General features: G+C 32.4%; 22 protein-coding genes and 1 other annotated feature. Of the genes, 3 read left to right on the forward strand and 19 right to left on the reverse strand.

Going from position 1 to position 21,868, the window contains the following annotated elements; genetic code table 11:
- Positions 1-8 precede the first annotated feature (8 nt).
- Genes ACI313_RS06990 through ACI313_RS07000 form a run of 3 tightly spaced genes read right to left on the reverse strand, consistent with a single transcriptional unit; the run spans position 9 to position 2,623 of the window.
- On the reverse strand, positions 9-866 hold the full coding sequence (locus ACI313_RS06990; RefSeq protein ID WP_320608027.1) for a DMT family transporter: 858 nt from the start codon (positions 864-866) through the stop codon (positions 9-11).
- A 53-nt stretch (positions 867-919) separates the two neighbouring features.
- The gene (locus tag ACI313_RS06995; RefSeq protein ID WP_439755615.1) at positions 920-1,765 is read right to left on the reverse strand and encodes a DegV family protein; all 846 of its coding nucleotides are present in this window, start codon (positions 1,763-1,765) and stop codon (positions 920-922) included.
- Between the two features lie 3 nt (positions 1,766-1,768).
- Entirely contained in the window at positions 1,769-2,623 is an 855-nt protein-coding gene (locus ACI313_RS07000; protein WP_439755616.1) for a DegV family protein, read from the reverse strand.
- 140 nt (positions 2,624-2,763) lie between these two features.
- Between ACI313_RS07000 and ACI313_RS07005 the strand changes: the two genes are divergently transcribed.
- Positions 2,764-3,468, forward strand: coding sequence for an ABC transporter ATP-binding protein (locus ACI313_RS07005; RefSeq protein WP_320608030.1), 705 nt, complete (start codon positions 2,764-2,766; stop codon positions 3,466-3,468).
- The gene (locus tag ACI313_RS07010) at positions 3,468-6,695 is read left to right on the forward strand and encodes an FtsX-like permease family protein (protein WP_320608031.1); all 3,228 of its coding nucleotides are present in this window, start codon (positions 3,468-3,470) and stop codon (positions 6,693-6,695) included. Before ACI313_RS07005 ends, ACI313_RS07010 begins: the two co-directional genes overlap by 1 nt.
- Positions 6,696-6,713: 18 nt before the next feature.
- Here the strand turns inward: ACI313_RS07010 and pfkA are convergent, their stop codons facing one another.
- The 16 genes from pfkA to ACI313_RS07090 all read right to left on the reverse strand — a co-directional run bounded on the left by pfkA (position 6,714) and on the right by ACI313_RS07090 (position 20,746).
- Positions 6,714-7,676 carry a 6-phosphofructokinase gene (gene pfkA / locus ACI313_RS07015; RefSeq protein ID WP_320608032.1) on the reverse strand — a complete coding sequence of 321 codons (963 nt, stop codon included), beginning with the start codon at positions 7,674-7,676 and terminating at the stop codon, positions 6,714-6,716.
- Positions 7,677-7,761: 85 nt separating this feature from the next.
- On the reverse strand, positions 7,762-8,244 hold the full coding sequence (gene msrA, locus ACI313_RS07020) for a peptide-methionine (S)-S-oxide reductase MsrA (RefSeq protein WP_320608033.1): 483 nt from the start codon (positions 8,242-8,244) through the stop codon (positions 7,762-7,764).
- 116 nt (positions 8,245-8,360) lie between these two features.
- Complete coding sequence (locus tag ACI313_RS07025; protein WP_320608034.1) at positions 8,361-8,762, reverse strand: hypothetical protein; 402 nt, start codon at positions 8,760-8,762, stop codon at positions 8,361-8,363.
- Positions 8,755-9,258, reverse strand: coding sequence for a hypothetical protein (locus ACI313_RS07030; protein WP_439755617.1), 504 nt, complete (start codon positions 9,256-9,258; stop codon positions 8,755-8,757). The genes ACI313_RS07025 and ACI313_RS07030 overlap by 8 nt, the downstream gene beginning before the upstream one ends.
- A 442-nt stretch (positions 9,259-9,700) precedes the next feature.
- A complete protein-coding gene (locus ACI313_RS07035; protein WP_439755618.1) occupies positions 9,701-10,066 on the reverse strand; it encodes a hypothetical protein in 366 nt (121 codons plus the stop codon).
- Complete coding sequence (locus tag ACI313_RS07040; protein ID WP_320608037.1) at positions 10,066-10,623, reverse strand: hypothetical protein; 558 nt, start codon at positions 10,621-10,623, stop codon at positions 10,066-10,068. Before ACI313_RS07040 ends, ACI313_RS07035 begins: the two co-directional genes overlap by 1 nt.
- Positions 10,624-11,360: 737 nt before the next feature.
- Positions 11,361-11,879 (reverse strand): nucleotidyltransferase family protein, encoded by a 519-nt coding sequence (locus ACI313_RS07045; protein WP_439755619.1) that lies wholly within the window; start codon positions 11,877-11,879, stop codon positions 11,361-11,363.
- A complete protein-coding gene (locus ACI313_RS07050) occupies positions 11,869-14,136 on the reverse strand; it encodes a xanthine dehydrogenase family protein molybdopterin-binding subunit (protein ID WP_439755620.1) in 2,268 nt (755 codons plus the stop codon). The genes ACI313_RS07045 and ACI313_RS07050 overlap by 11 nt, the downstream gene beginning before the upstream one ends.
- The gene (locus tag ACI313_RS07055; RefSeq protein ID WP_439755621.1) at positions 14,133-14,591 is read right to left on the reverse strand and encodes a (2Fe-2S)-binding protein; all 459 of its coding nucleotides are present in this window, start codon (positions 14,589-14,591) and stop codon (positions 14,133-14,135) included. The genes ACI313_RS07050 and ACI313_RS07055 overlap by 4 nt, the downstream gene beginning before the upstream one ends.
- Positions 14,581-15,330, reverse strand: a complete 750-nt coding sequence (locus ACI313_RS07060; protein ID WP_439755622.1) for an FAD binding domain-containing protein — start codon at positions 15,328-15,330, stop codon at positions 14,581-14,583. The genes ACI313_RS07055 and ACI313_RS07060 overlap by 11 nt, the downstream gene beginning before the upstream one ends.
- Before the next feature lie 46 nt (positions 15,331-15,376).
- Entirely contained in the window at positions 15,377-16,705 is a 1,329-nt protein-coding gene (locus tag ACI313_RS07065; RefSeq protein WP_439755623.1) for a uracil-xanthine permease family protein, read from the reverse strand.
- A 67-nt stretch (positions 16,706-16,772) separates the two neighbouring features.
- Positions 16,773-17,408, reverse strand: coding sequence for a methionine ABC transporter permease (locus ACI313_RS07070; protein ID WP_320608377.1), 636 nt, complete (start codon positions 17,406-17,408; stop codon positions 16,773-16,775).
- Complete coding sequence (locus tag ACI313_RS07075; RefSeq protein ID WP_320608376.1) at positions 17,401-18,375, reverse strand: methionine ABC transporter ATP-binding protein; 975 nt, start codon at positions 18,373-18,375, stop codon at positions 17,401-17,403. The genes ACI313_RS07070 and ACI313_RS07075 overlap by 8 nt, the downstream gene beginning before the upstream one ends.
- Positions 18,376-18,462: 87 nt before the next feature.
- Positions 18,463-19,281, reverse strand: coding sequence for a MetQ/NlpA family ABC transporter substrate-binding protein (locus ACI313_RS07080; protein ID WP_320608375.1), 819 nt, complete (start codon positions 19,279-19,281; stop codon positions 18,463-18,465).
- A 71-nt stretch (positions 19,282-19,352) separates the two neighbouring features.
- Positions 19,353-19,592, reverse strand: a binding site (T-box leader).
- 56 nt (positions 19,593-19,648) lie between these two features.
- A complete protein-coding gene (locus ACI313_RS07085) occupies positions 19,649-20,524 on the reverse strand; it encodes a serine hydrolase (protein ID WP_439755624.1) in 876 nt (291 codons plus the stop codon).
- Positions 20,525-20,527: 3 nt separating this feature from the next.
- Positions 20,528-20,746, reverse strand: a complete 219-nt coding sequence (locus ACI313_RS07090; protein WP_439755625.1) for a hypothetical protein — start codon at positions 20,744-20,746, stop codon at positions 20,528-20,530.
- 356 nt (positions 20,747-21,102) lie between these two features.
- On the opposite strand from ACI313_RS07090, the gene ACI313_RS07095 reads away from it, so the two are divergent.
- The gene (locus ACI313_RS07095; protein WP_320608372.1) at positions 21,103-21,807 is read left to right on the forward strand and encodes a TIGR00266 family protein; all 705 of its coding nucleotides are present in this window, start codon (positions 21,103-21,105) and stop codon (positions 21,805-21,807) included.
- The last annotated feature ends 61 nt before the right edge of the window (positions 21,808-21,868 follow it).

The following is a 21,868-nucleotide window of genomic DNA, read 5'->3' on the forward strand; positions in this document are numbered from 1 at the left end:
CGCTTTTTTTATGCCTTTTGTCGTTGTTTCAAAAACAAAACAACACCAGTACAAATAATAATGATATATCCTATAAAACTATAAGAAGAAGGCATTTGTCCAAAGATAAAGTAACTAAAGATAGCTGAGAAAATAACTTGTGAATAATCAAAAGCTGAAATATCTTTCGCAGGGGCATTGGCATAAGCAGCTGTAATAGAGAATTGTCCTCCAGCGGCTGCAAGTCCTGCACATAACAGACAAATGAGTTGTGCAAATGTCATAGGATGATAATTAAATAATAAATATGGTAGTGTTACGATGCATGAAAATGCACTAAAGAAAAATACGATTTTCACTCCTTTTTCATTTCTTAGTGATAGAGCTCTTACACATGTATAGGCACTTCCAGCTCCAATAGCGCCAATTAATCCAATAATAGCTGGCATCATTTGCGCAAAATCAAAACTAGGTCGAATCACAAATAAACTTCCTAGAAAGGCAACGCCAACACATCCCAATTCAAATAGTGATGCTTTTTCTTTTAGGAATACATAAGAAAATAAGACCACAAAGAATGGTGATAGTTTATTCAACATTGAGGCATCGGATAAAACTAAGTGATCAACGGCATAGAAATTACATAAAATTCCAATTGTTCCTAATGTACTTCTTAGAAGCAACAAAGGAATGTTTTCTTTTTTATAAGATAGTTTTTCTTTATCTTTAATAATTAAGATAAGAGCAAATAAACATGCGACTAAATTACGAAAGAAACTTTTTTGGATAGATGGTAAATCACCGGCTAATTTCACAAATACGTTCATCAATGCGAAGCAAAATGCTGAACATGTAATAAATAAAATTCCTTTATATTTTTTTGTCATGTTTCTATATTATCAAAAAACGACGCAAAAAAAAGAGAAAAGCTTTACTTTTCTCATTCTTTAAATACTTGTAGAGCCAGACATCCTAGTCCTGTATGAATTCCCACGGCTGTAACTAAATCAATAATTTTAACATGGGCATTTTCAATTCTTTGTTCAATTTTATCTTTATAGGCAATGGCTTCATCTAAACAATCAACATGCGCTAAAATAAATGTATACGATGCATCCATTCCTTTTTCAATGACATGATCAATTACTTTTTCTTGCGCTTTTTTCCATGTACGAACCTTCGCTAATGTATCCACTTTTCCATTTGTTTCTTTATTAATATGACAAATAGGTACAATTTTTAATAAACCTGCTAATGTAGCAGCCGCAGGCGTTAAACGTCCTCCTCGCTTCATATGTTCTAAGTCACGGAACATTAAAATGGTATCAGCTGAATCCGCAATTCTTTGAATACTTTCCACAATTGTATCTAAATCGATTCCTTGTTCATACATAGCCTTAGCTTTTCGTATCATTTGTGATTGTACAACAGCTGTGACATAACAATCTACACCAATGAATTGTAAATCCAATTGACGAGCAACCATTTCCATGGCATCAAAACAGCCTGATAATCCTTTACAAATTGGTACCGCAAATACAGTGTCATATCCTTGTTCTTTAATTTGTTCAAAACAATCTTCAATGTATCCTAATTTAGGAAGTGAAGTTCTGAATATTTTTTTCTCGTGTAATTTTTCAATTACATCCGCCTGATGAATATTGACATACTCATCATAAGAAATGCCATCACACTCTAATTGAAGAGGCAAACAATAAATGCCTTCTTCTTGCCATTGTTCAGGTGATAATCCTGTTCCTGTATCTGTCACAAATGCTACTTTCATCTTCTAGACTCCTTTTACTTTTTTCACAAATTGAATTCCAACGGCTCTATTACCAGTATGTGCTGCTATAACAGCGCCAATGTCCATACGATGTACAGTATATCCTTCTTTTTCAAATAAATCTTGAGCTGTTTGAGCTTGTTCGCTTGCTCTTGAATCAAGGACGAAGACTTCATAATCTTCTGGATTGGCTTCTTTACATACACTATCCACAACTTTTTTAATGGCTTTTGTCATTGTGCGGACTTTATCGCTTTTGCCACCTACTTTTCCTTCCGTATCTTTTGATACTTCTAGAATAGGAACAATTTTTAATAAACCGGCTAGCTTAGCTGCTGCTGGTGATAATCGTCCTCCACGTGCTAGATGATCTAAATTTTCTGGCATTAAGAAACCTTTTGAATGATTCACAGCTTCTTGTAAACGTCGAATGATTTCATCGACTTGTACGTTTTGACTTACTAATTTAGAAGCACTAAGAGCTAAATAGTTTTCAACAGCTAGTGTCGTATAAATATCTAACGTATGTACTTTGATATTATGCCATTTAGCACTGGCTTGAATGGTTGTATTAGTTGATGATAATCCATTGGATAAAGTAATTAAGACGACATCTGTTACTTCTTCTTTTTGGAATCGATCAAACATTTCTTCAATCATTCCAAGGGGTGGCATGCTTGTTTGTGGCATGTATCCCTTATCTAAATAATCATATAATTCCTCGGTTGTTAAGTTAATTCCATCTAAAAATACATGTTCATCGATAGAAACTTGAAGAGGTAAAAATTCTATATTGTTTTCTTTTGCTTGTTGTTCATTTAAACAACTTCCACTATCAGTGATTACTTTTATTTTCATAAATAACCTCCATTTTTTAATTATACACTCTTAATTAAAATTATGACAAGATATCACTTTCATTTTAAAGGGGTTACAATCCTTTTAATCTGTCCATGTCCACCATAGAAATAGCTTCTTTTTTGAGCTATACTTTATATATGGAAAACTTTATTGAATTTAAAAATGTTAGAAAAACATATACGATGGGAGAAGTTCAAATCCATGCGTTAGATGGTGTTTCTTTTTCAATATCCAAAGGAGAATTCGTCATTATTTGTGGGGAATCTGGAGCTGGAAAAAGTACGATACTAAATTTATTAGGAGGAATGGATACAGTTAGTGATGGACAAATCTTTGTCGATGGTAAAGAAGTTAGTAAGTATTCAGAAAAAGAAATGACTCTTTATCGTCGTTATGATGTAGGATTTGTCTTTCAATTTTATAATTTAGTACAAAACTTAACACTTAGAGAAAATGTGGAATTGGCATGTCAAATTTGTAAAGATGCCCTTGATATCGATGAAACAATCGCATCGGTTGGATTAAGTGAACGTTCTCAAAACTTTCCTAGCCAATTATCAGGTGGTGAACAACAACGTGTGGCCATTGCCAGAGCATTGGCTAAAAATCCTAAATTATTATTATGTGATGAACCAACAGGGGCTTTAGACTATCAAACAGGAAAACAAGTTTTAAAAGTATTACAAGATGCTTGTAAAAAACAAAACAAAACCGTAATTGTTATCACGCATAACTTAGCACTTTGTCCTATGGGAGATAAAGTTATTAAAGTTAAAAGTGGTCACATTGATAGTATCACGTTAAATGATAATCCAATGGATGTAGATAGGATTGAATACTAATGCCTAAAACATTTATTAAAAATATCTTCTTGGAAATAAAACACTCCATTGGTCGTTTTCTTTCCATATTATTGATTGTTGCTATAGGTACTGCATTCTTTGCAGGAATCAAAGCAAGTGCCCCTGATATGAAATATAGTGCTGATCAATATTTTGATTCTTATCATGTCCAAGATATTCAAGTATATTCAACATTGGGTCTATATGACGATGATGTTGAACAAATAGCTAAGCTTGAACATGTAAAATCTGTTCAACCTACTTTTTCCATTGATACACTTTGTCAAAGAGAAGCCAGTGAATTAGTTATTAAAGTATTGTCTTATCAAGATAATCAAGAATTAAATCAAATTCGCTTAGTTGATGGACGAATGCCTAAAAATGAAAATGAATGTTTAATTCAAGCGGCCAGTACGACAAGTGAATTATATGGTGGTTTTGAAATTGGAGATACCATTGATTTGTATTTAAACGATGAAGATGAATTATCCAAAACATTAAAAAATCAATCTTTTAAAATCGTCGGAACTTGTTACAATCCCAATTATTTGTCTTATGAATTAGGTAGTTCATCTATTGGTTCTGGAAAAGTCAGTAGTTTCATCTATGTAAAAGATAGCAATATCTTAGCTGATTATTATACTGAAATTGATGTAGCCGTTGATGGTTGTGAACAATTAGATAGTTACACCGATGAATATTTTGATTTAGTAAATCCTGTTCTAGAAGATATTGAAGCCTTGGGTCCAGAACAAATCGATGCTCGTATTCAATCGCAACAAGATAAACTAAATGAAGCAAAGGCCAAGCTTTATGATGAATTAAATAAAGGGCAAGCAAAATTAGATGATGCCCAGGCACAAATTAATCAAGGTCAACAACAAATCAATGCTTCTAAACAAACTTTATTAGCTTCTAAGGCGCAATTAGATAGTGGTTGGGCTCAGTACAATGAAAATAAACATGTTTATGATGATTTAAATTTAGTCAACAATGCCTTAGCTCAAATTGAACAAGGTGAAAATTCATTGGCAACTTTACAAGCCAATAAAGAACAATTACAAGCTGCGATTCAACAGCTTGAACAATTATTAAAGACATATGATTCTTTAAATTTTTATCAGCTTACTTTACAAACATTGAATTGGTTAATTGATAATGGTCTTGCCAATGAACAAATCATTGCGCAAAGAGATCAAATTGCGACTTTAGTAGAAACCTTGGCAAATAATTCTAAAGAAAGCATTCAAGCGCAAATTGATGAGTGTAATTCCAATATCGCTTATATTGATCAAACCATTGCACAGATTCAAGAAGCAAGCACTAAAAAAGAAGAATTGTTATCGCAACAAGCTTTACTGCAAAGTGCTGTAAATGAATTAAATGCGGCTTACAATGAACTCGTTTCAGGCCAACAACAATACGATAATGGTATGGCTCAGCTTTTACAGGCACAAACAAAATTAGATGAAGCACGGAGTCAATATGAACAAGGTAAACAAGAATTAGAACAAACCAAAGAAGACTATGAAAAACAAATTGCCGATTCTCAAAAACAATTGGATTCTATAAATGGAGAATGGATTGTATTGGATCGTAATTCTCATTATTCTTATCGTGACTATGGAGCTTGTGCTGATCGTATGGATGGAATTGCCAAAGTCTTCCCTGTATTTTTCTTCTTAGTTGCCGCCCTAGTTTGTATGACAACGATGTCTAGAATGGTAGATGAACAAAGAAATGAAATTGGTACTTTAAAAGCTTTGGGTTATTCTAAAGGTCAAATTGCTTCTAAATACATTATTTATGCTTTAGTCGCTGGTGTAATTGGTTCAATTCTAGGTTGTTCGATAGGAATGTATATATTCCCTAAAGTTATTTTTACACTATGGAATATGTTATATAACCTAGAAACAATGTATTTTAAATTCCAGCCTGGTTTAATTGCGATGGCTTCTTTATCCATGATTGGTGTCACTTTGTTGGCAACCATTGGATCCATTCAAGCCGAATTAAAAGAAGTTCCATCTAAGTTAATGCGACCAAAAGCTGGTAAAGCTGGTAAGAAAATTTTATTAGAGCGTATCCCATTCATTTGGAATCGTCTTCCTTTCTTACAAAAAGTAACAGCTCGTAATATCTTCCGTTATAAAAAGCGTTTGTTTATGACAATTGTAGGAATTGCTGGTTGTTCGGCTTTACTGGTTGGTGGTTTTGGAATCTATGATAGTATTTCCGATATTGTCCATCAACAATACAGTATCATTTATCAATACAATGCTTCGATTACTTTAAATGGTCCAAATACTAAAGATATCGATGAAATTGATGGTATTTCATCTTATTATAAAGAAGAACAAATGGCTTCTACTGCTAACTTTGATGGCAAAGATATGGCCGTTACCGTCCACATTGTCGATGACTATGACAAGTGTTCTAAATATGTACGTCTTCAAGATATTCATTCCAATGATGTATTGGATCTAGATGATAATGGTGTCATTATTTCTGAAAAGATGGCTAGTAAAATGAATTTATCGAAAGGTGATACCCTTACTTTTAAAGACAACAACGATAAAGAAATTTCTTGTAAAGTATCTGGTGTATATAAAAACTACGTGGATCATCATATTTATGTCACAAGAGATATGTATCAAAGTTGGAATAGTAAAGCCAACACTAATTATGTTTGTCTTCTTAAAACAAAGAGTCAAACCAATAAATTTGAAAAGAAATTAGGAAATGATTTAATGAAATTGGATAACGTGAAAAGCGTTACTTTCTACTCAAATCTAGAAGACAATTTCAAAGACATTATTTCCCAATTATCAATGGTTGTCGTTTTATTGGTTGGATGTGCTGCAGCTCTTGCCTTTGTGGTATTGTACAACTTAAGTAATGTGAATATTTCTGAGCGTGTCAGAGAAATCGCAACCATTAAAGTACTAGGATTCCTTCCTAATGAAGTGAGTGCTTATGTGAATCGTGAAAGTACACTTCTAACGGTTATTGGTGCTTTAATTGGTTTGGTATTTGGAATTGGTTTACATCATTTAATTATGAATCTAGCCGAAATGGATACGATTATGTTTGGTCGAACAATTAAACCTATTTCATTTGTGATTAGTTTTTTGATTACAATGGTATTTAATTTCATTATTAATTTTGTGATGCGATTCAAATTAAAGAAAGTAGAAATGGTAGAATCATTAAAAGCAGTGGAATAAAATCCACTGCTTCTTTTTTTAGATAAGACGTTCAAATAAATTAGTAAGAGGTTTTCTTGATTCAGGAGGCATTTTCAATGCTTTTTCAATTGGATAGGCAACAATTTTATTGTCACGAATACAAACACATTGTCCACCAATTCCTTGCATCAATAAATCTACGGCTTTTTCTCCCATTTGACTGGCAATTAAACGATCAAATGGACATGGAGAACCACCACGTTGAATATGTCCTAATACGGTTGCTCTTCCTGAGAAACCAGTATTCAATGATACTTTTTTCGCAAATTCATCGACGTCAGTAATTTTTTCACTGATGACAACAATCGCATGTTTTTTCTTACGAATTGTGTCAAGTTCACGTAAACGATCTAACACATCAGCTTCATCAAATCCAGAATCTTTTGTGATAACGATATCAGCTCCACATGTAATACCTGCATATAAAGCTAAGTCCCCACAGCGATTTCCCATTACTTCAATAATAGAACAACGGTGATGTGAATTTGATGTGTCACGTAATTTATCGACGGCTTCTACAATTGTTTGAAGGGCTGTATAGAATCCAATTGTGTAATCTGTACAAGTGATGTCATTGTCAATTGTTCCTGGTAATCCAATACAATTAATTCCCATTTCTGTTAAAGAAAGAGCACCTCGATACGATCCATCTCCCCCAATAACAACAACTGCTTCAATTCCTCGTTTATTTAATTGTTTAATGGCTTTTTCACGAACGGCAACATCTTTAAATTCAGGAAGACGTGCCGATCCTAAAATGGTTCCTCCACGATTGGAAATTTGTGATACAGAATCACGTGTTAATGGTTCAATATATCCTTCAACCATTCCTTTATATCCATTATAAATTCCAAAAACTTCTAATCCGCTATTAATTCCTACACGTGTAACAGCACGAATAGCGGCATTCATTCCGGGTGAATCCCCTCCTGAAGTTAATATCCCAATTCTTTTTATCATTTATTGATCCTCCGAAGATATTGATTTCTTTAGTAATAATATACCATATCTACTTTAGCAAAAAAAGACAAATCAAAGTAGAAACCTACTTGTATTTTGTGAATAACGACGATGGAATATGGCAATATCCACCAGGATTTTTTTCTAAATATTTTTGATGGTATTCCTCAGCGTCATAGAAATTCTTTAATGGCTCTACTTCTACGACAATGGGTTTATCATATTTTTTAGCGATTTCTGCAATTTTTTGATTAATAATTGGTAAATCACTATCATCAATGTAATAAATTCCGGTACGATAGCTTGATCCTTCATCTTCTCCTTGTTTATTTACACTTGTTGGATCAATAACTTCAAAATAGAAATCCAACAAAGAAGATAAATCATCTTCATATACAACCATTAATGTTTCGGCATATCCCGTAATTTGGGCTTTGACGTCTTTGTATTCTGGGTTCATCGTATATCCATTGGCATATCCTACTCTTGTTTCTTGAACAAAATCAAATTGGTCAAAGAATTTCTGCATTCCCCAGAAACATCCACCTGCTAAATAAATTGTTTTCATATCCTTCTTTTCATGGCTCAGCCATATTTTCCTTTCTGTCTTATATTACACTACTTTTCAAAAAATACAAAATTGGATGTGTAAAGTCTTTGTAACAATTAAAAAGGATTGAGCAATCAATCCCTTTTGAGTATATATATTATAAATAAAACTGGAATTAGAATCACAAATGTTTCAAAGCCATTGTATACATTATAAGCTAGATCAAAGATATGAATGATACTAAATAAAATGATAAAATGAATCGTTAAATAGAGTGCATATTTTAAAACAATCTTTTTAAAATATGATTGTGATTTAATAATCCATAATTGAACAATCAAAATCAAGAATAAAATACAAAATAAATAACTTATTGGAGCTTCTACATTTAATATCATTGTATTAGATAACGATTTAATGACATCACTATTTAAAAATAATAAAAGTGTTGTGATTTGAAATACACCTAATAAAACTATGATTCCATTACTTATTATGTTTTGTGTTTTTTCAGATAATAATTTCAATTTAAACATAGAATGTATCACTTATTCGATAGCTTCCAAAACTATATGTTTCACTAATACCATTGAAATAAGAATAACTTCCTTTCATTGTGTAACCAGCACTAAAAGTTACTGCAGTCCGATCAGAATTAACTACAGGGGCATCTGTGGAAACATTTGTAATATATGGTGACCAGTTTGTTTTCCAACTCGCAGTCGATAAATATAAAATAGGAGTATTATAACTAGTAATTTTATATTTATTTGCATCCCATGTGATATAACATTGCATATTAACAATCCATTCTTTTGTGAATTTTCCCGTTGTATCTGTCGCCGCTTTATAATGTTGATAGGTTACACTTTTTGATTCTGTGGCTCTTGTTTGATTAGCAAATTCTTTATAGCTTATTTGCACATTATCATCGCAAAGATATTCTTGAATTTCTTTAAGACTATTATTTAAATAATTATTACTGTATTCATCAAAAAATGAATCCGTTACATCTATTCCATTTTCTAACACTTTGACATTTTCAGGACTATTAAAACATTTATCAATATAGTCATTAAAGAAAATAGACACCTCTGTGTTTTCTGATGCAAAAACAGGAACATTAACATAATAAAAATTAGAATAACAAACAAATAAATATAAAATATTTCTTCTTATTTAAGAACATAAATTCAACCTCCTTACCATACAATATTTATGTTAATACGTTGCTATATGACCACATGATTTCACCTCCCATCGTCTTATGTTTATACCTTTATTAAAACTTACAACTCTATTTAAAGTCAATAAGGTTATAAATTAATCATATACAAATTGTTTTAATTAATTATCCAATATTTAAAAATTAATTATAGAGTTTTATATTGAGAATTACTTTATTTCAACAATCCACTTCATTTAAAAATCAAAAAGATGATCAATCTTACGACTAATCATCTATTCACTATAGCTAACTTTTATTAATTACTTTATCAAAAATCTTTTTTATAGTTTCAGCTTCTTTTTTATCCCTTAGAAATGTATCCGTATTAAAAGAAACGGGTTTTTTAGAAATATAGACTGCTAATTTATTATTATCTTTTGTCACTAGTTTTAATCCTACGTACATTAAATTTTCACCAAAAGCAAAAAATGAAACTCCACCTAATACTTGATGTAAAAAAGGTTCTGTTTTTCCTCTAAATTTAGCTTCTTCATTTAATACTGAGCATTTCTTTATATCCGATATTTTATATGTTCCTAATGTACCATCTAATATTTCAAATGAGTCATTTTCAAGATTAAATATTATACTATCGAAAATTCTGTTTTTCATTATACCCACCCCCAAGAACCAGTACCAGTTAATGTTTCAACATAAGGGGCATAATATGTAATAGTACCTTTAGCGTAAGCACGTCCTCCTGATGCATAAGCTGATACTGTGGCTGCACTATGTGAAGTAAGTAATGGGCAATTTGTATATAAGACAGTTGCATCCGCAACTTTAGTAATTCTCATTGTATCTGTATCAAAATAAACAGTCATTCCAACGTTAATTTTTGTATAGTATATACTGTTTGCATAATGTCCATTTGGAGAACTTTTTAAAACAATTCCATTAATATTAATGTATTGATATGCAGTAAGTCTTGATTCGTTAGTTACCAAAGTATTATCCCATCTTGAGTCATATAGAACTTCAACGTATGTACCACTTGATGGTTTTTCCTTTAAAATAGTGCCATTTTCACTTACATAATATGGCTCATTATTTGTTGTTTCAAAAGGCATATATCCACAAAAAGTCGTAGTATTCTCGGCAGCAAAAGTTGGGGTCATAAAAGTAATAATTAAAATAAAAGTATAAAAGAATATTAATATTTTTTTCATAACTATTTTCCTCCTTCTTATTATTCAAGTTTACCTAAGTATTAATAAAAATCATGTTCCCACCTCTTTCAACAATTGATACTTTTGTATATTTTAAATATATAATTTTTGTTATTAAAATATAATTCTTGTGTTTTTTTATTTTATGTTGCATAATAAAATAGTAAGGTATAAAAATCGTTAAAATATCTTTCTAATTATGAGTATTTTTCAATAGGAACAATGCCACTATTTTGAATTCAACACATATAAAAAGATCGAGCACTCAATTTCTTTTGAGTACATATATTATAAATAAAACTGGAATTAAAATGATAAATGTTTCAAAGCCGTTGTATACATTATAAGCTAAATGAAAGATATGAATGATACTAAATAGAATGATAAAGTGAATCGTTAAATAGAGTGCATATTTTAAACAATCTTTTTAAAATATGGTTGTGATTTAATAATCCATAATTGAACAATCAAAACTAAGAATAAAATACGAAATAAATAACTTATGGGGGCTTCTACATTTAATATCATTGTATTTGATAATGATTTAATTAGATCACGATTTAAAAATAATATGAGTGTAGTGATTTGAAATACACCTAATAAAACTATGATTCCATTACTTATTATGTTTTGTGTCTTTTCTTTTAACATAGCATTGCCCTTTCTTTAGTTTAATTCTACAATTATTTGTTTTTTTATCAACAGTATCTAAAAAAAGTAGAAGGTCTTTTGACCTTCTACTTAACATCAATATCAATAAACTCTTGTTCACTTAAATTGACAATACGATAAGGAAGCTTGGCAATCACTTGTTTTGCTCCTTTATCGTTTTTTAAGTTTGTTAGATAGGAATAATATTTTTTAGGGATGAGCATGGGATTGCATAGAATGTCTTGATAACATCCTATCACCACGTGTTGTTCATCTTTTATTTCTAACATCTTAACAATCGTTTCATCTTTAATATATGGCATGTCACTAACCATCAACATACAATAATCACTATCACATTTTTGAATACCCAAAGAAATAGAATATCCTTGTCCATATTCAGGATGATCATTCATGATGACTTTAGCTTCTTGGGCAAATTCTTTTATTTGTTCGTATTGTGTTACTACAATCACTTCATCAAAGAATTTTCTTCTTTCATATGTGATTTCAAATAATGTTTTATCATTGATTTTATGTAGAAGTTTGTTCGAATGAAAACGCGAACTAAAACCTGATGCCAATATAATCAGACTAGTCTTCATGTTTTAATAACACTTTTTCTGGTGTAATTGGTAATGTACGTACTTGTACACCTGTGGCATGGGCAACTGCACTGGCAATAGCCGGGCTTGGTGTATTAATAACAACCTCACCAATGGATTTTACACCAAATGGACCATTGTCTTCATAACTTGATTCAAATTCAACACGGACATTTCCAACATCAATTCTTGTTGGTACTTTATATTGGAAGAAAGAGTTATTGCGCATTTTTCCTCTTTCATCATAAGTAATGTCTTCATATAAAGCCATTCCAATTCCTTGTCCAATTCCACCTTCTGCTTGTACACGAGCTAAGTTAGGATTGATAACAGTTCCACAGTCTACACAAGCAACATAGTCATGAACTTTGATTTCTCCTGTTAATTTATCAACATCCACTTCGGCAATTCCAACCATAAATGGTGGTGGTGAAGTTGGTGATACGTGAGAGGCAGTTGCGATTAATGCCTTTCCTTTTCCACCACCAAAGCAATAATCCGCAAAATCAGCTAAACTCATTGATTTTTTATGATCCAATGTATAAATTTCTTTTCCATTGAATTCAACGTCTTCGCATTCAAATAATGCTTTGGCTTCAGTTAAAATTTGTTCTTTTAATTGTGTACAAGCTTTAACAACAGCTTGTCCTGTTACATAAGAAGTAGCTGAGGCATAAGAACCTGTATCATATGGAGAGTGTTCGGTGTCTACACTACTTGTGACAACATTATCTACATCACAGTCTAGGCATTCTGCTGCAATTTGTGCAAGTACTGTATCGCATCCTTGTCCCATATCCGTTGCTCCAATAGATAATGTATAGAAACCATCGTCTTGTAGCTTAATTTCAACCGTACCGATATCGACATTGGCAATTCCACTTCCTTGCATTGTACACGCAACTCCGATACCACGTACAAAATCACCCATATCTTGTCGTAATGGTTTATTTTTATAGTCAATCATTTCCATAGCTTTTTTCAAGCATCGATCAAGGGCACATGAATTTAAGTATTCCCCATAGTATTGACTTAATACTTCACCTTCATGAACGATGTTCTTTAGTCTTAATTCACATGGATCCATTCCCAATTCATCGGCTAATTCATTTACACACGATTCAATCGCAAAGCATCCTTGCGTTGCTCCATATCCTCTAAAGGCTCCTGCTCGCATTGTATTGGAATAGACAACATGGTTAGTAAAACGACTGGCTTTTACGTGATTATAAATTGGTAATGATTTATGTCCGGATAAACCAACTACTGTTGGTCCATGTTCTCCATAAGCTCCGGTATTGGATAGTGTATATAAGTCAATGGCTTCAATGGTTCCATCTTTTTTAGCACCCATTTTAACGCGTAGTTTCATTTCATGTCTTGAATTTGAGGCCATGAATGTTTCTTCTCGTGTATAAACGATTTTACTTGGTTTCTTTGTCATCCATGTCACAAAAGCTGTAAAGATTTCACAACAAGCCGTTTGTTTAGCTCCAAATCCTCCTCCAATACGAGGTTTCACAACATTGATTTTTGATTTTGGTATTTCAAGCGCTGTACTAACAATACGACGCACATGGAATGGGATTTGCGTACTTGAAACAATAGTTAATCTTCCATAAGTATCAATATAAGAGAATGCACGCATTGTTTCCATCATGGCTTGGGCATTGGCTTTGGTATGATATTCTCGTTCTAAGACAACATCACATGTTTTAAATACTTCATCTACATTTCCAACAACACTTTCATCGCTGCTGCAAATGTTTCGTTTTACATCGTTTCCAATTTCACATAGTGTTTTATAGTCGTCTTCATCATGGACAATAATTGGATTATCAATGGCTTTCGTAAAATCTAAAAGAGGTTCTAATACTTCGTATTCCACTTTAATCATTTTTAAAGCACGGTCTACACAATCTTCATTGGCACCAGCAACAATAGCAACTTCATCGCCTACATAGCGTACTGTATCTTCAAGAATTTTACGATCATATGGACTTAGTTCAGGATACGTTTGTCCGGCTAAAGTAAAACGTGAATTAGGTACGTCTTTGTATGTATAAATAGCTTCAATGCCAGGGATTCTTTTCGCAATGGTTGTATCAATGGATTTAATTTTGGCATAAGCATGAGGAGAGCGTAATATCTTAACAATTAAACAATTTTTAGGTGCTAAATCATCACAGTATACTGGTTTTCCTGTTAATACGGACATCGCATCTTTTTTAGGAATAGGTTTTCCTATTACTTTCATGATTGTTCACCTCGATTCAAATACGCTTTAATCGCACGTAATTGTGACATGTATCCAGTACATCTACATAAATTACCTGCTAAGTATTCTTTAATTTCATCTTCTGTTGGATTTTTTAATTCTTTTTCCATGGCAAATACATTCATAATTAATCCTGGTGTACAGAATCCACATTGTTCAGCTCCTTGATTGGCCATGAAATGAGCAAACTCTTTTGCTTGTTCTTGCATTCCTTCAAGTGTCACAATGGCATGTCCATTGCATCTTGAAACTAACATAGCACAAGACAAAATAGGTTTTTCATCTAACCATACAGTACACAAACCACAGTTAGCTGTTTCACATCCTCTTTTTACACTGTAACATCCATGGTCGCGTAACCAATCTAATAATATCGTTTGGGGATGTACGTCTTCTTGAATCATTTGTCCATTTAATTTAATCTTAACAAGCATCGCCATCCACCTTTCTAACTAAACGCGTTACAAGTCCTTCTACTAATTTTTCACGATATTCTTTTGATCCTCTCATATTGCTTCCGCATAATACATCAAGAGAAACATCATCTAAAGGGCAGTTATAGACTTTGGCAATGGCGGGTCTAGCTCCAATACAGAATTTATAGTGGTCTTCGTATTTTGTACAAGATGCGTTTAATGTACAAATGTCCGTTGAACTATTTCGCACACATGTAAAAGCACTTTGAAGTCCTGTTTTCTTAATGTATATATATTCAACTATATCTTGTTCATAGTCTAATTTTGTGAATTCTTCTAAAGAAATTCTTCCGTGTTTATATGTTTCTACTTCACATTCTAAACAAAGTAAAGCACAAATCACATCACTAAAACCAAAGCGAGAATAAATGCTTCCTCCTAGCGTTGCCATATTACGCATTTGTACTCCAACAATATCTTTAAAAGCGTCTTTAAACACATTCCCAAAGCTTTTATTTAATGGTTCATTAATTTCCATTTCACGTAATGTTACCATGGCTCCAATTTTAAATTCTTCTTCTGTTTCTTCAATTGTATCCAATGACAACTTACTTAAATCAATGGCACATGGAATTTGAATGTCTTCCATTTTTAGCCAGATCATTCCTCCTAATACACGATTTTTCTTATTTTTACTTAATAGTGTATAGGCTTCGTCGATTGTTTCAGGAAAAACAATAGTATTAATTCTAAGCATAGTGTCCTCCTATTCTGTTTTTATTTTACCATAATAAAAGAGGTCGCTAGACCTCTTCTTTTACTTTTTCTTTATTTTTTTTCTTAGGTAAAATCAGGTTCAATACCGCTGCGATAACGAATGTCATGATAATTCCGTTTTGTGCAAAGATATTTCCAACCCAACTTGGAAGTTGTGCTAATACCGCAGGAACTTGTCCAATTCCAACTCCTAATCCAATTGATAAAGCAATAATCAAAGAATTTCTTTCATCGAATTCTACGCGTTTTAATGATTCAATACCACTTACTAAGATACTACCAAACATAATTACGGCAGCTCCTCCTAAAACCGATTGTGGCATAACTGAGAATAAGGCACTTAATTTTGGACAGAATCCACAAAGAATCAAGAATACAGCTCCTGTCATAATCGTAAAGCGGTTTACAACTTTAGTAACAGTAACTAATCCAACGTTTTGTGAGAAAGATGTATTTGGTAAAACACCAAAACAACTTGCGATCATACTTCCAAATCCATCGGCTAAAACCGATCCTTGAAGTTCATCTGTTGTTGCTTCGCGTCCTAAACCACCATTTGTGATTCCTGATGTGTCTCCAACAGTTTCAACCGTTGTAGCAATAAACATAATTCCCATAGCAATAATACATTCCATATTGAATTCCATTCCAACTGGCATGAATTTTGGTAAGGCAAACCATGATGCTTGTGCAACAGGTGTAAAGTTAACCATTCCTAAACAAATGGCAACGATATATCCAACAACAATTCCAATTAAAATCGATGCATTGTTCACAAAGCCTTTAAATTGTTTAGCAATCACAATTACAATAATAACAATTGTTCCTACTAAAATGTGGTTAATGCTTCCAAAATCAGCGGCTCCTGAACCTCCACCAAAGTAATTGATTCCAACTGGTAATAGAGATAATCCAATCGAAATAATAACTAAGCTTGTGACAACAGGTGGGAATAATTTTTTCAATGGTTTAATAAAATATCCAAGAATCATTTCAAAGATTCCACCAACAAAACATGCTCCCATTAATGCTCCATATCCATATAGAGCTCCCATTGCTTTAGCTGTTCCAATAAATCCTGAACTAGTTCCCATTACAATTGGTAATTTTGATCCGATTTTTCCAATTGGATACAATTGAATTAAAGTAATGGCTCCAGCAATAAACATCGCATTTTGAATCAATGTTGATTTTAATTCAGGTGCCATATCAAGCATTCCTGCAACAATCAACAAAGGAGAAATATTTCCAAGAAACATAGCCAATACGTGTTGAATACCTAATGGCACTGCTTCTTTTAATTCGACGGTACCATCTAAATCATAAATAGTACTTTTTTCTTGTTCTTTTTTCATATGCCCTCCGTAAACGTAAGAATTATACACCACTAAAAAGTAAAAAGGAAATAGAGTTTCTATTTCCTTATGACAATTTCTTATATAAATAGTTTCCGATGCTTTGAATAATTTGCACGAATACAATTAAAATAACAGAAGTTGCGAATAAATACTTAAGATTATAGGCTTGATATCCTCTTCGGATGGCAACGTCTCCTAGTCCACCACCACCAACTGAACCAGCCATAGCTGTGTATCCTACAATCGAAATCATCGCAAGGATAACACCTGAAACAATGCTTGGGAATGCTTCTTTAAAGTATACGTGAACAATAATTTGCATGTCGCTAGCTCCAAATGATTTAGCAGCTTCAATTAATCCTGGGTCTACTTCTTTTAAGGCATTTTCAATAACACGGGCAACAAAAGGAATGGCACTGATTGTTAGTGGGACAATGGCTGCCGTTGATCCAAGTGATGTTCCCACAATAGCACGTGTAACAGGAATGACTAGAATCAATAAAATAATAAATGGAAATGATCTAAATGTGTTCACAATAAAATCAAGTACATTGTATACAACTTTATTTGGTTTTAAGCCATCAGGTGCTGTAAGAACTAAGACAATGGCGGGAATAAATCCTAATATTACTGAGAATAAAGTTGATCCCAATACCATATATATAGTTTGGCCTGTGGCTGTAAATAATGTATCAAACATTTTCAATTACCTCCCATTCAACGTCACATGTTTTTAAATAATCCAAGACTTTGTCTTTATCTTTTTGTTCAACATTAATAATAAGTGATCCTAAAATACGACCTCTAAAGTTTTCTAGTTTTCCTTGGCAAATATCAAAATCAATGTTTAAGTCTCTTGCCAAAGAAGTAATGGTATGTGATTTCGAATTACTATTTAAGAAATACAATTTAATATTGATTCCTGTATCCGGTAAAATATCACTGTCATGTCCAGTGAAATCTAAAATATCTTCGTTGTTAGAAACAAATAATTCTTCTGGTTTTCCTTGGGCAACAATTTTTCCTTGTTTCAAGAACACCATTTTATTACAAATTTGTTTCACAACTTCCATTTGATGAGTGACTACAACAATGGTAATTCCTAATTCTTCATTAATTTTTTGAAGTAATGCTAAAATGTCTTGGGTAATTTTAGGGTCCAATGCACTTGTTGCTTCATCGCATAATAAAATTTTAGGATTCATGACAAGAGCTCTGGCAATGGCAACTCTTTGTTTTTGCCCACCTGATAGTTCTCTTGGTTTACTATTAATTTTATCTTCTAGTCCGACTAATTTTAATAGTTCATGAATGTGTTTGTCGTGTTGTTCATCTTTTGGATTTTGTTTCCAGAATTTTAAAGGCAAGGCAATGTTTTCATATACCGTTAAACGATTTAATAAATTAAAGTTTTGGAAAATCATTCCCATGTCTTTTTGAACTAATTGCAGTTCTTTTTTATTTAACGACTTGATTTCTTTTCCTAAAGCGACAATGCTTCCACTTTGATAGTCTTCCAAACCATTGAAACAACGAAGCAAAGTTGATTTTCCTGCTCCGGATTGTCCAATAATTCCAAATATATCGCCTTGTTCAATGGTGAAAGAAACATCTTTGATAACGTCTAAATCACCAAAACTTTTACATAAATTTTTTACTTCAATCATTTTTGTTCTCCTTCTCCAATTTTATGTAATCAAACTACTTTAATCATATAAAACTAGAGAGGCACTTTCGTGCCTCACTTATTTCAATTAGAATACGCAAATAACGGCGCTACCATAGTTTTCTTCAATATAATCTTTTACTTCTTGTGAAGTGATTGCATCAACTAATGCTTTTGTTTTTTCAGAATCTTCATTTCCTTCTTTAACAACTACATAGTTTGTACGAGCTTCAATATCTGGTGTTTCAACGAAAATCGCATTGGCTTTATCTTTGATATTTGCTTCTAGAGCGTAGTTACCATTTACAACTAAAGCATCTGCATCATCATTGTATTGAGGAACTGTAGCTGCTTCAACTTCTTGGATTTGTAAGTTTTTATCGTTTGTTACGATTCCATCTAATGGAGAACCATCTTCTCCAACTTTCGTAGCATCATAAGAAATTAGACCAGCTGCATCTAATACAACTAAAGCACGTTTTTCATTGTCAAAGTCATTAGGAATAACAATTGTAGCTCCATCTTCAATTTCATCTAATGAAGTAAAGTTTTTAGAGAAAATTGTCATTGGTTCATAGTGAATTCCAGCAACTGGTACTAAGTGTAATCCACGTGATTCATTTTGATCGTCTAAATATCCTTTTGTTTGGAAGTAGTTCGCATCAATTTCTCCTTCTTCTAATGAAGTATTAGGTGTTACATAATCAGTAAATTCAACAACTTCTAATGTCCATCCTTCATCAGCTAAGATATCTTTTACAACATCATTTAAAATCATCGCATGTGGAACAGCAGTTGCTCCTACTTTAATTGTTTTATCTTCACTACTATCAGATGAAGATCCACATCCTACTAATGTACTTGCAGCTAATAGGGCAGCTGCTCCCACTTTTAATAACTTGTTCATCGCTTTTTCCTCCTCTTTCTACTTTTCTTGAAAAGGAACTAGGCTTTATATAAATAAAAAAACACGTCCCATATTAGGACGTGTGTTATACGTGTTACCACCTAATTTTACGCCAATCTCACAATTGGTGCCTCTTCAAGTACGCTAAATAAGTTATACTCTATTGCGATAACGGGCAAACCCGGCAAAGATTACATATCACCTTTGCAACTCCCAGACCATCTTCCATTAAGCTTTCATTGTCCGATTTCCACCATCACGAACTCTCTACGTTTTCTTTCTTAATGTACTCTTCTGTTCAACATCTTTATGAGACTATTGTAAACGAAATGAAAGAAATGTCAACTTTTTTTGAAACAAAATGTAACTATTCATTAAAATAATCAAAACAAATTTTATTTATGTTTCCCATGATTGTTTTTCCTTGTTCTCCATATGTTGTGAACACACTAATTGAATAAGGATGTCCATCTAATGATAAACCCGAAGCATTTTGAACTTCATATAGCCATCCTGCTTTTTGTGCCATATTTAATGGGGTATTACTATTTAGAAAATCATCGGGAATGGCACTTTGAAGATGACCAATTAAGTCACTATATGTTTCTTTGTGATCGTATAGATTTTTTAAAACATCACACATATATTCCGCGTTTAAATAATTTTCATAAGAATAGAATTCATCGTTTTGTTCATGGCTACTATATTTAGCACATTGTTTCTTAAATTCTGGCCATCCGCCTAAGTTATTAAACAATAAATGAGCTCCATTGTTATCAGAATAAACAATGGTATAACGTAATACTTCAGATAAAGGAATGGTTTGTCCAACACAATAGTCTTGTTCTAAATATCCGCCGCTTTCTTCAATAGCTGAAAATAAAATTGGTTCATCTTTGCTGACTTCTCCACTATTAATTTTGTCGTACCATAACATACATAAAGGAAGTTTATATACACTAGCTGCCACAAAATTTTCACTGGCATTTTCGGATTGAATAATAACGCCTGTTTCTAAGTCTTGAATGGCATAAGACATTTGCGTTGTATCTAATGCATTATCGGAAATATATAAATCAATGACCCCTTTTGATGCCGATAAATCATCACTTTCTTCTTTTGCTTCTTGTTGAATCACTTTTACGGGATTCACTTCATCTGTGGCGATTGATTGGGTTTTTGAATCAATGCGTGTACATCCCATACATAAACATAAAATCAATAGTAGTTTTACTGTTTTCATATTTTAAAATACCTTATTTAATATATCCTTTACTAATTTTCCTGCACTATCATAATCATGTGAATTAATTTTAATCGTATTAACTCCTTGTTCGTTTTTATACTCAATATAAAGACAACCATTCATTCCTTCGGTTACTTTTAAGATACCTGTTTCTTGGTTATGTCCATTGAATTCAAATAATAAACGATTTAATATTTCTTTTGTTTCCATAAAATTCATAAATAAAATTCCTCCTTGTAACTTTTACAAGATTCCATGTCTTTTTTTTATTTCACATAATTATTCCATAGTTATTGTTTATAATGAATTTAAATAAGAAAAGTGCGCATATCCTCCATAAATAGCAAAACTTCAACCTTTTCTTATTATTCACAGGCTAGCAAGTAATCTCTTTATTGCTAGTCTTTCTTTCTATTCAAACTCAATTCTCAACTAATACTTAATACATTCTTAAGAATTTCTTTATTTTTTCTTATTTTACATCTTTTATAAAGGTTACTTCAATTCTTTTATAGACTTTTTAGTCAATTTAGGTATGATGAAGTTAATCAAACACACAGAAAGGAAGTATTTTTATGCGTTATACAATTAAAGGGGACTCAGATTGTCCATTATTAGAAGTGTATTTATCTCCTACAGAAACCATTAAAATTGAAAGAGGTTCAATGGTATATTTATCAAATGTTTCTTTAGAAGGAAAAATGAATAGTTCCAAAAAAGGATTTGGTGGTTTATTAAGTTCCATTGGAAGAAGTCTAACAAGTGGAGAAAGCATGTTTATTACCCATGCCCAAGCCATTGGTCCCAATGCCTTTATTGGTGTTGCTCCAGCTATTCCTGGTAAGTTAACGGCTTTACAAGTTGGTGGTGCTACCCAATATTGTTTAAATACAGGGGCTTTTGTTGCTTGTGATGGTACAGTGGATTACATCATGCAATCACAAGATTTAGGAAAAGCATTCTTTGGTGGAACAGGTGGTTTATTTGTCATGAAGACAACAGGAAATGGAGATATTATTGTTTCTTCTTTTGGAGATATCCTTCCTGTTCAAGTCACAAGTGATCGACCAATGACAATCGATAATGAACACGTTGTTTGTTGGGATGCCAACCTTGATTATCATATTGAAATTGCCAGTGGTACATTTGGATTCACTACTGGAGAAGGATTGGTCAATGTTTTCCATGGAAATGGTACTGTCTATATTCAAACACGTAACATCCATAACTTAGCCGATGCCCTTCGTCCTTATTTTCCTCAAAATAATGGAAATAACTAATTAAATAAATAGAGTAGAGGGAAAATAAACTATTTTCGCCCCTCTCATTGCACCGTACGTA

The sequence above is a fragment of the Floccifex sp. genome, assembly GCF_051873495.1.
Classification (GTDB): domain Bacteria; phylum Bacillota_I; class Bacilli_A; order Erysipelotrichales; family Erysipelotrichaceae; genus Floccifex.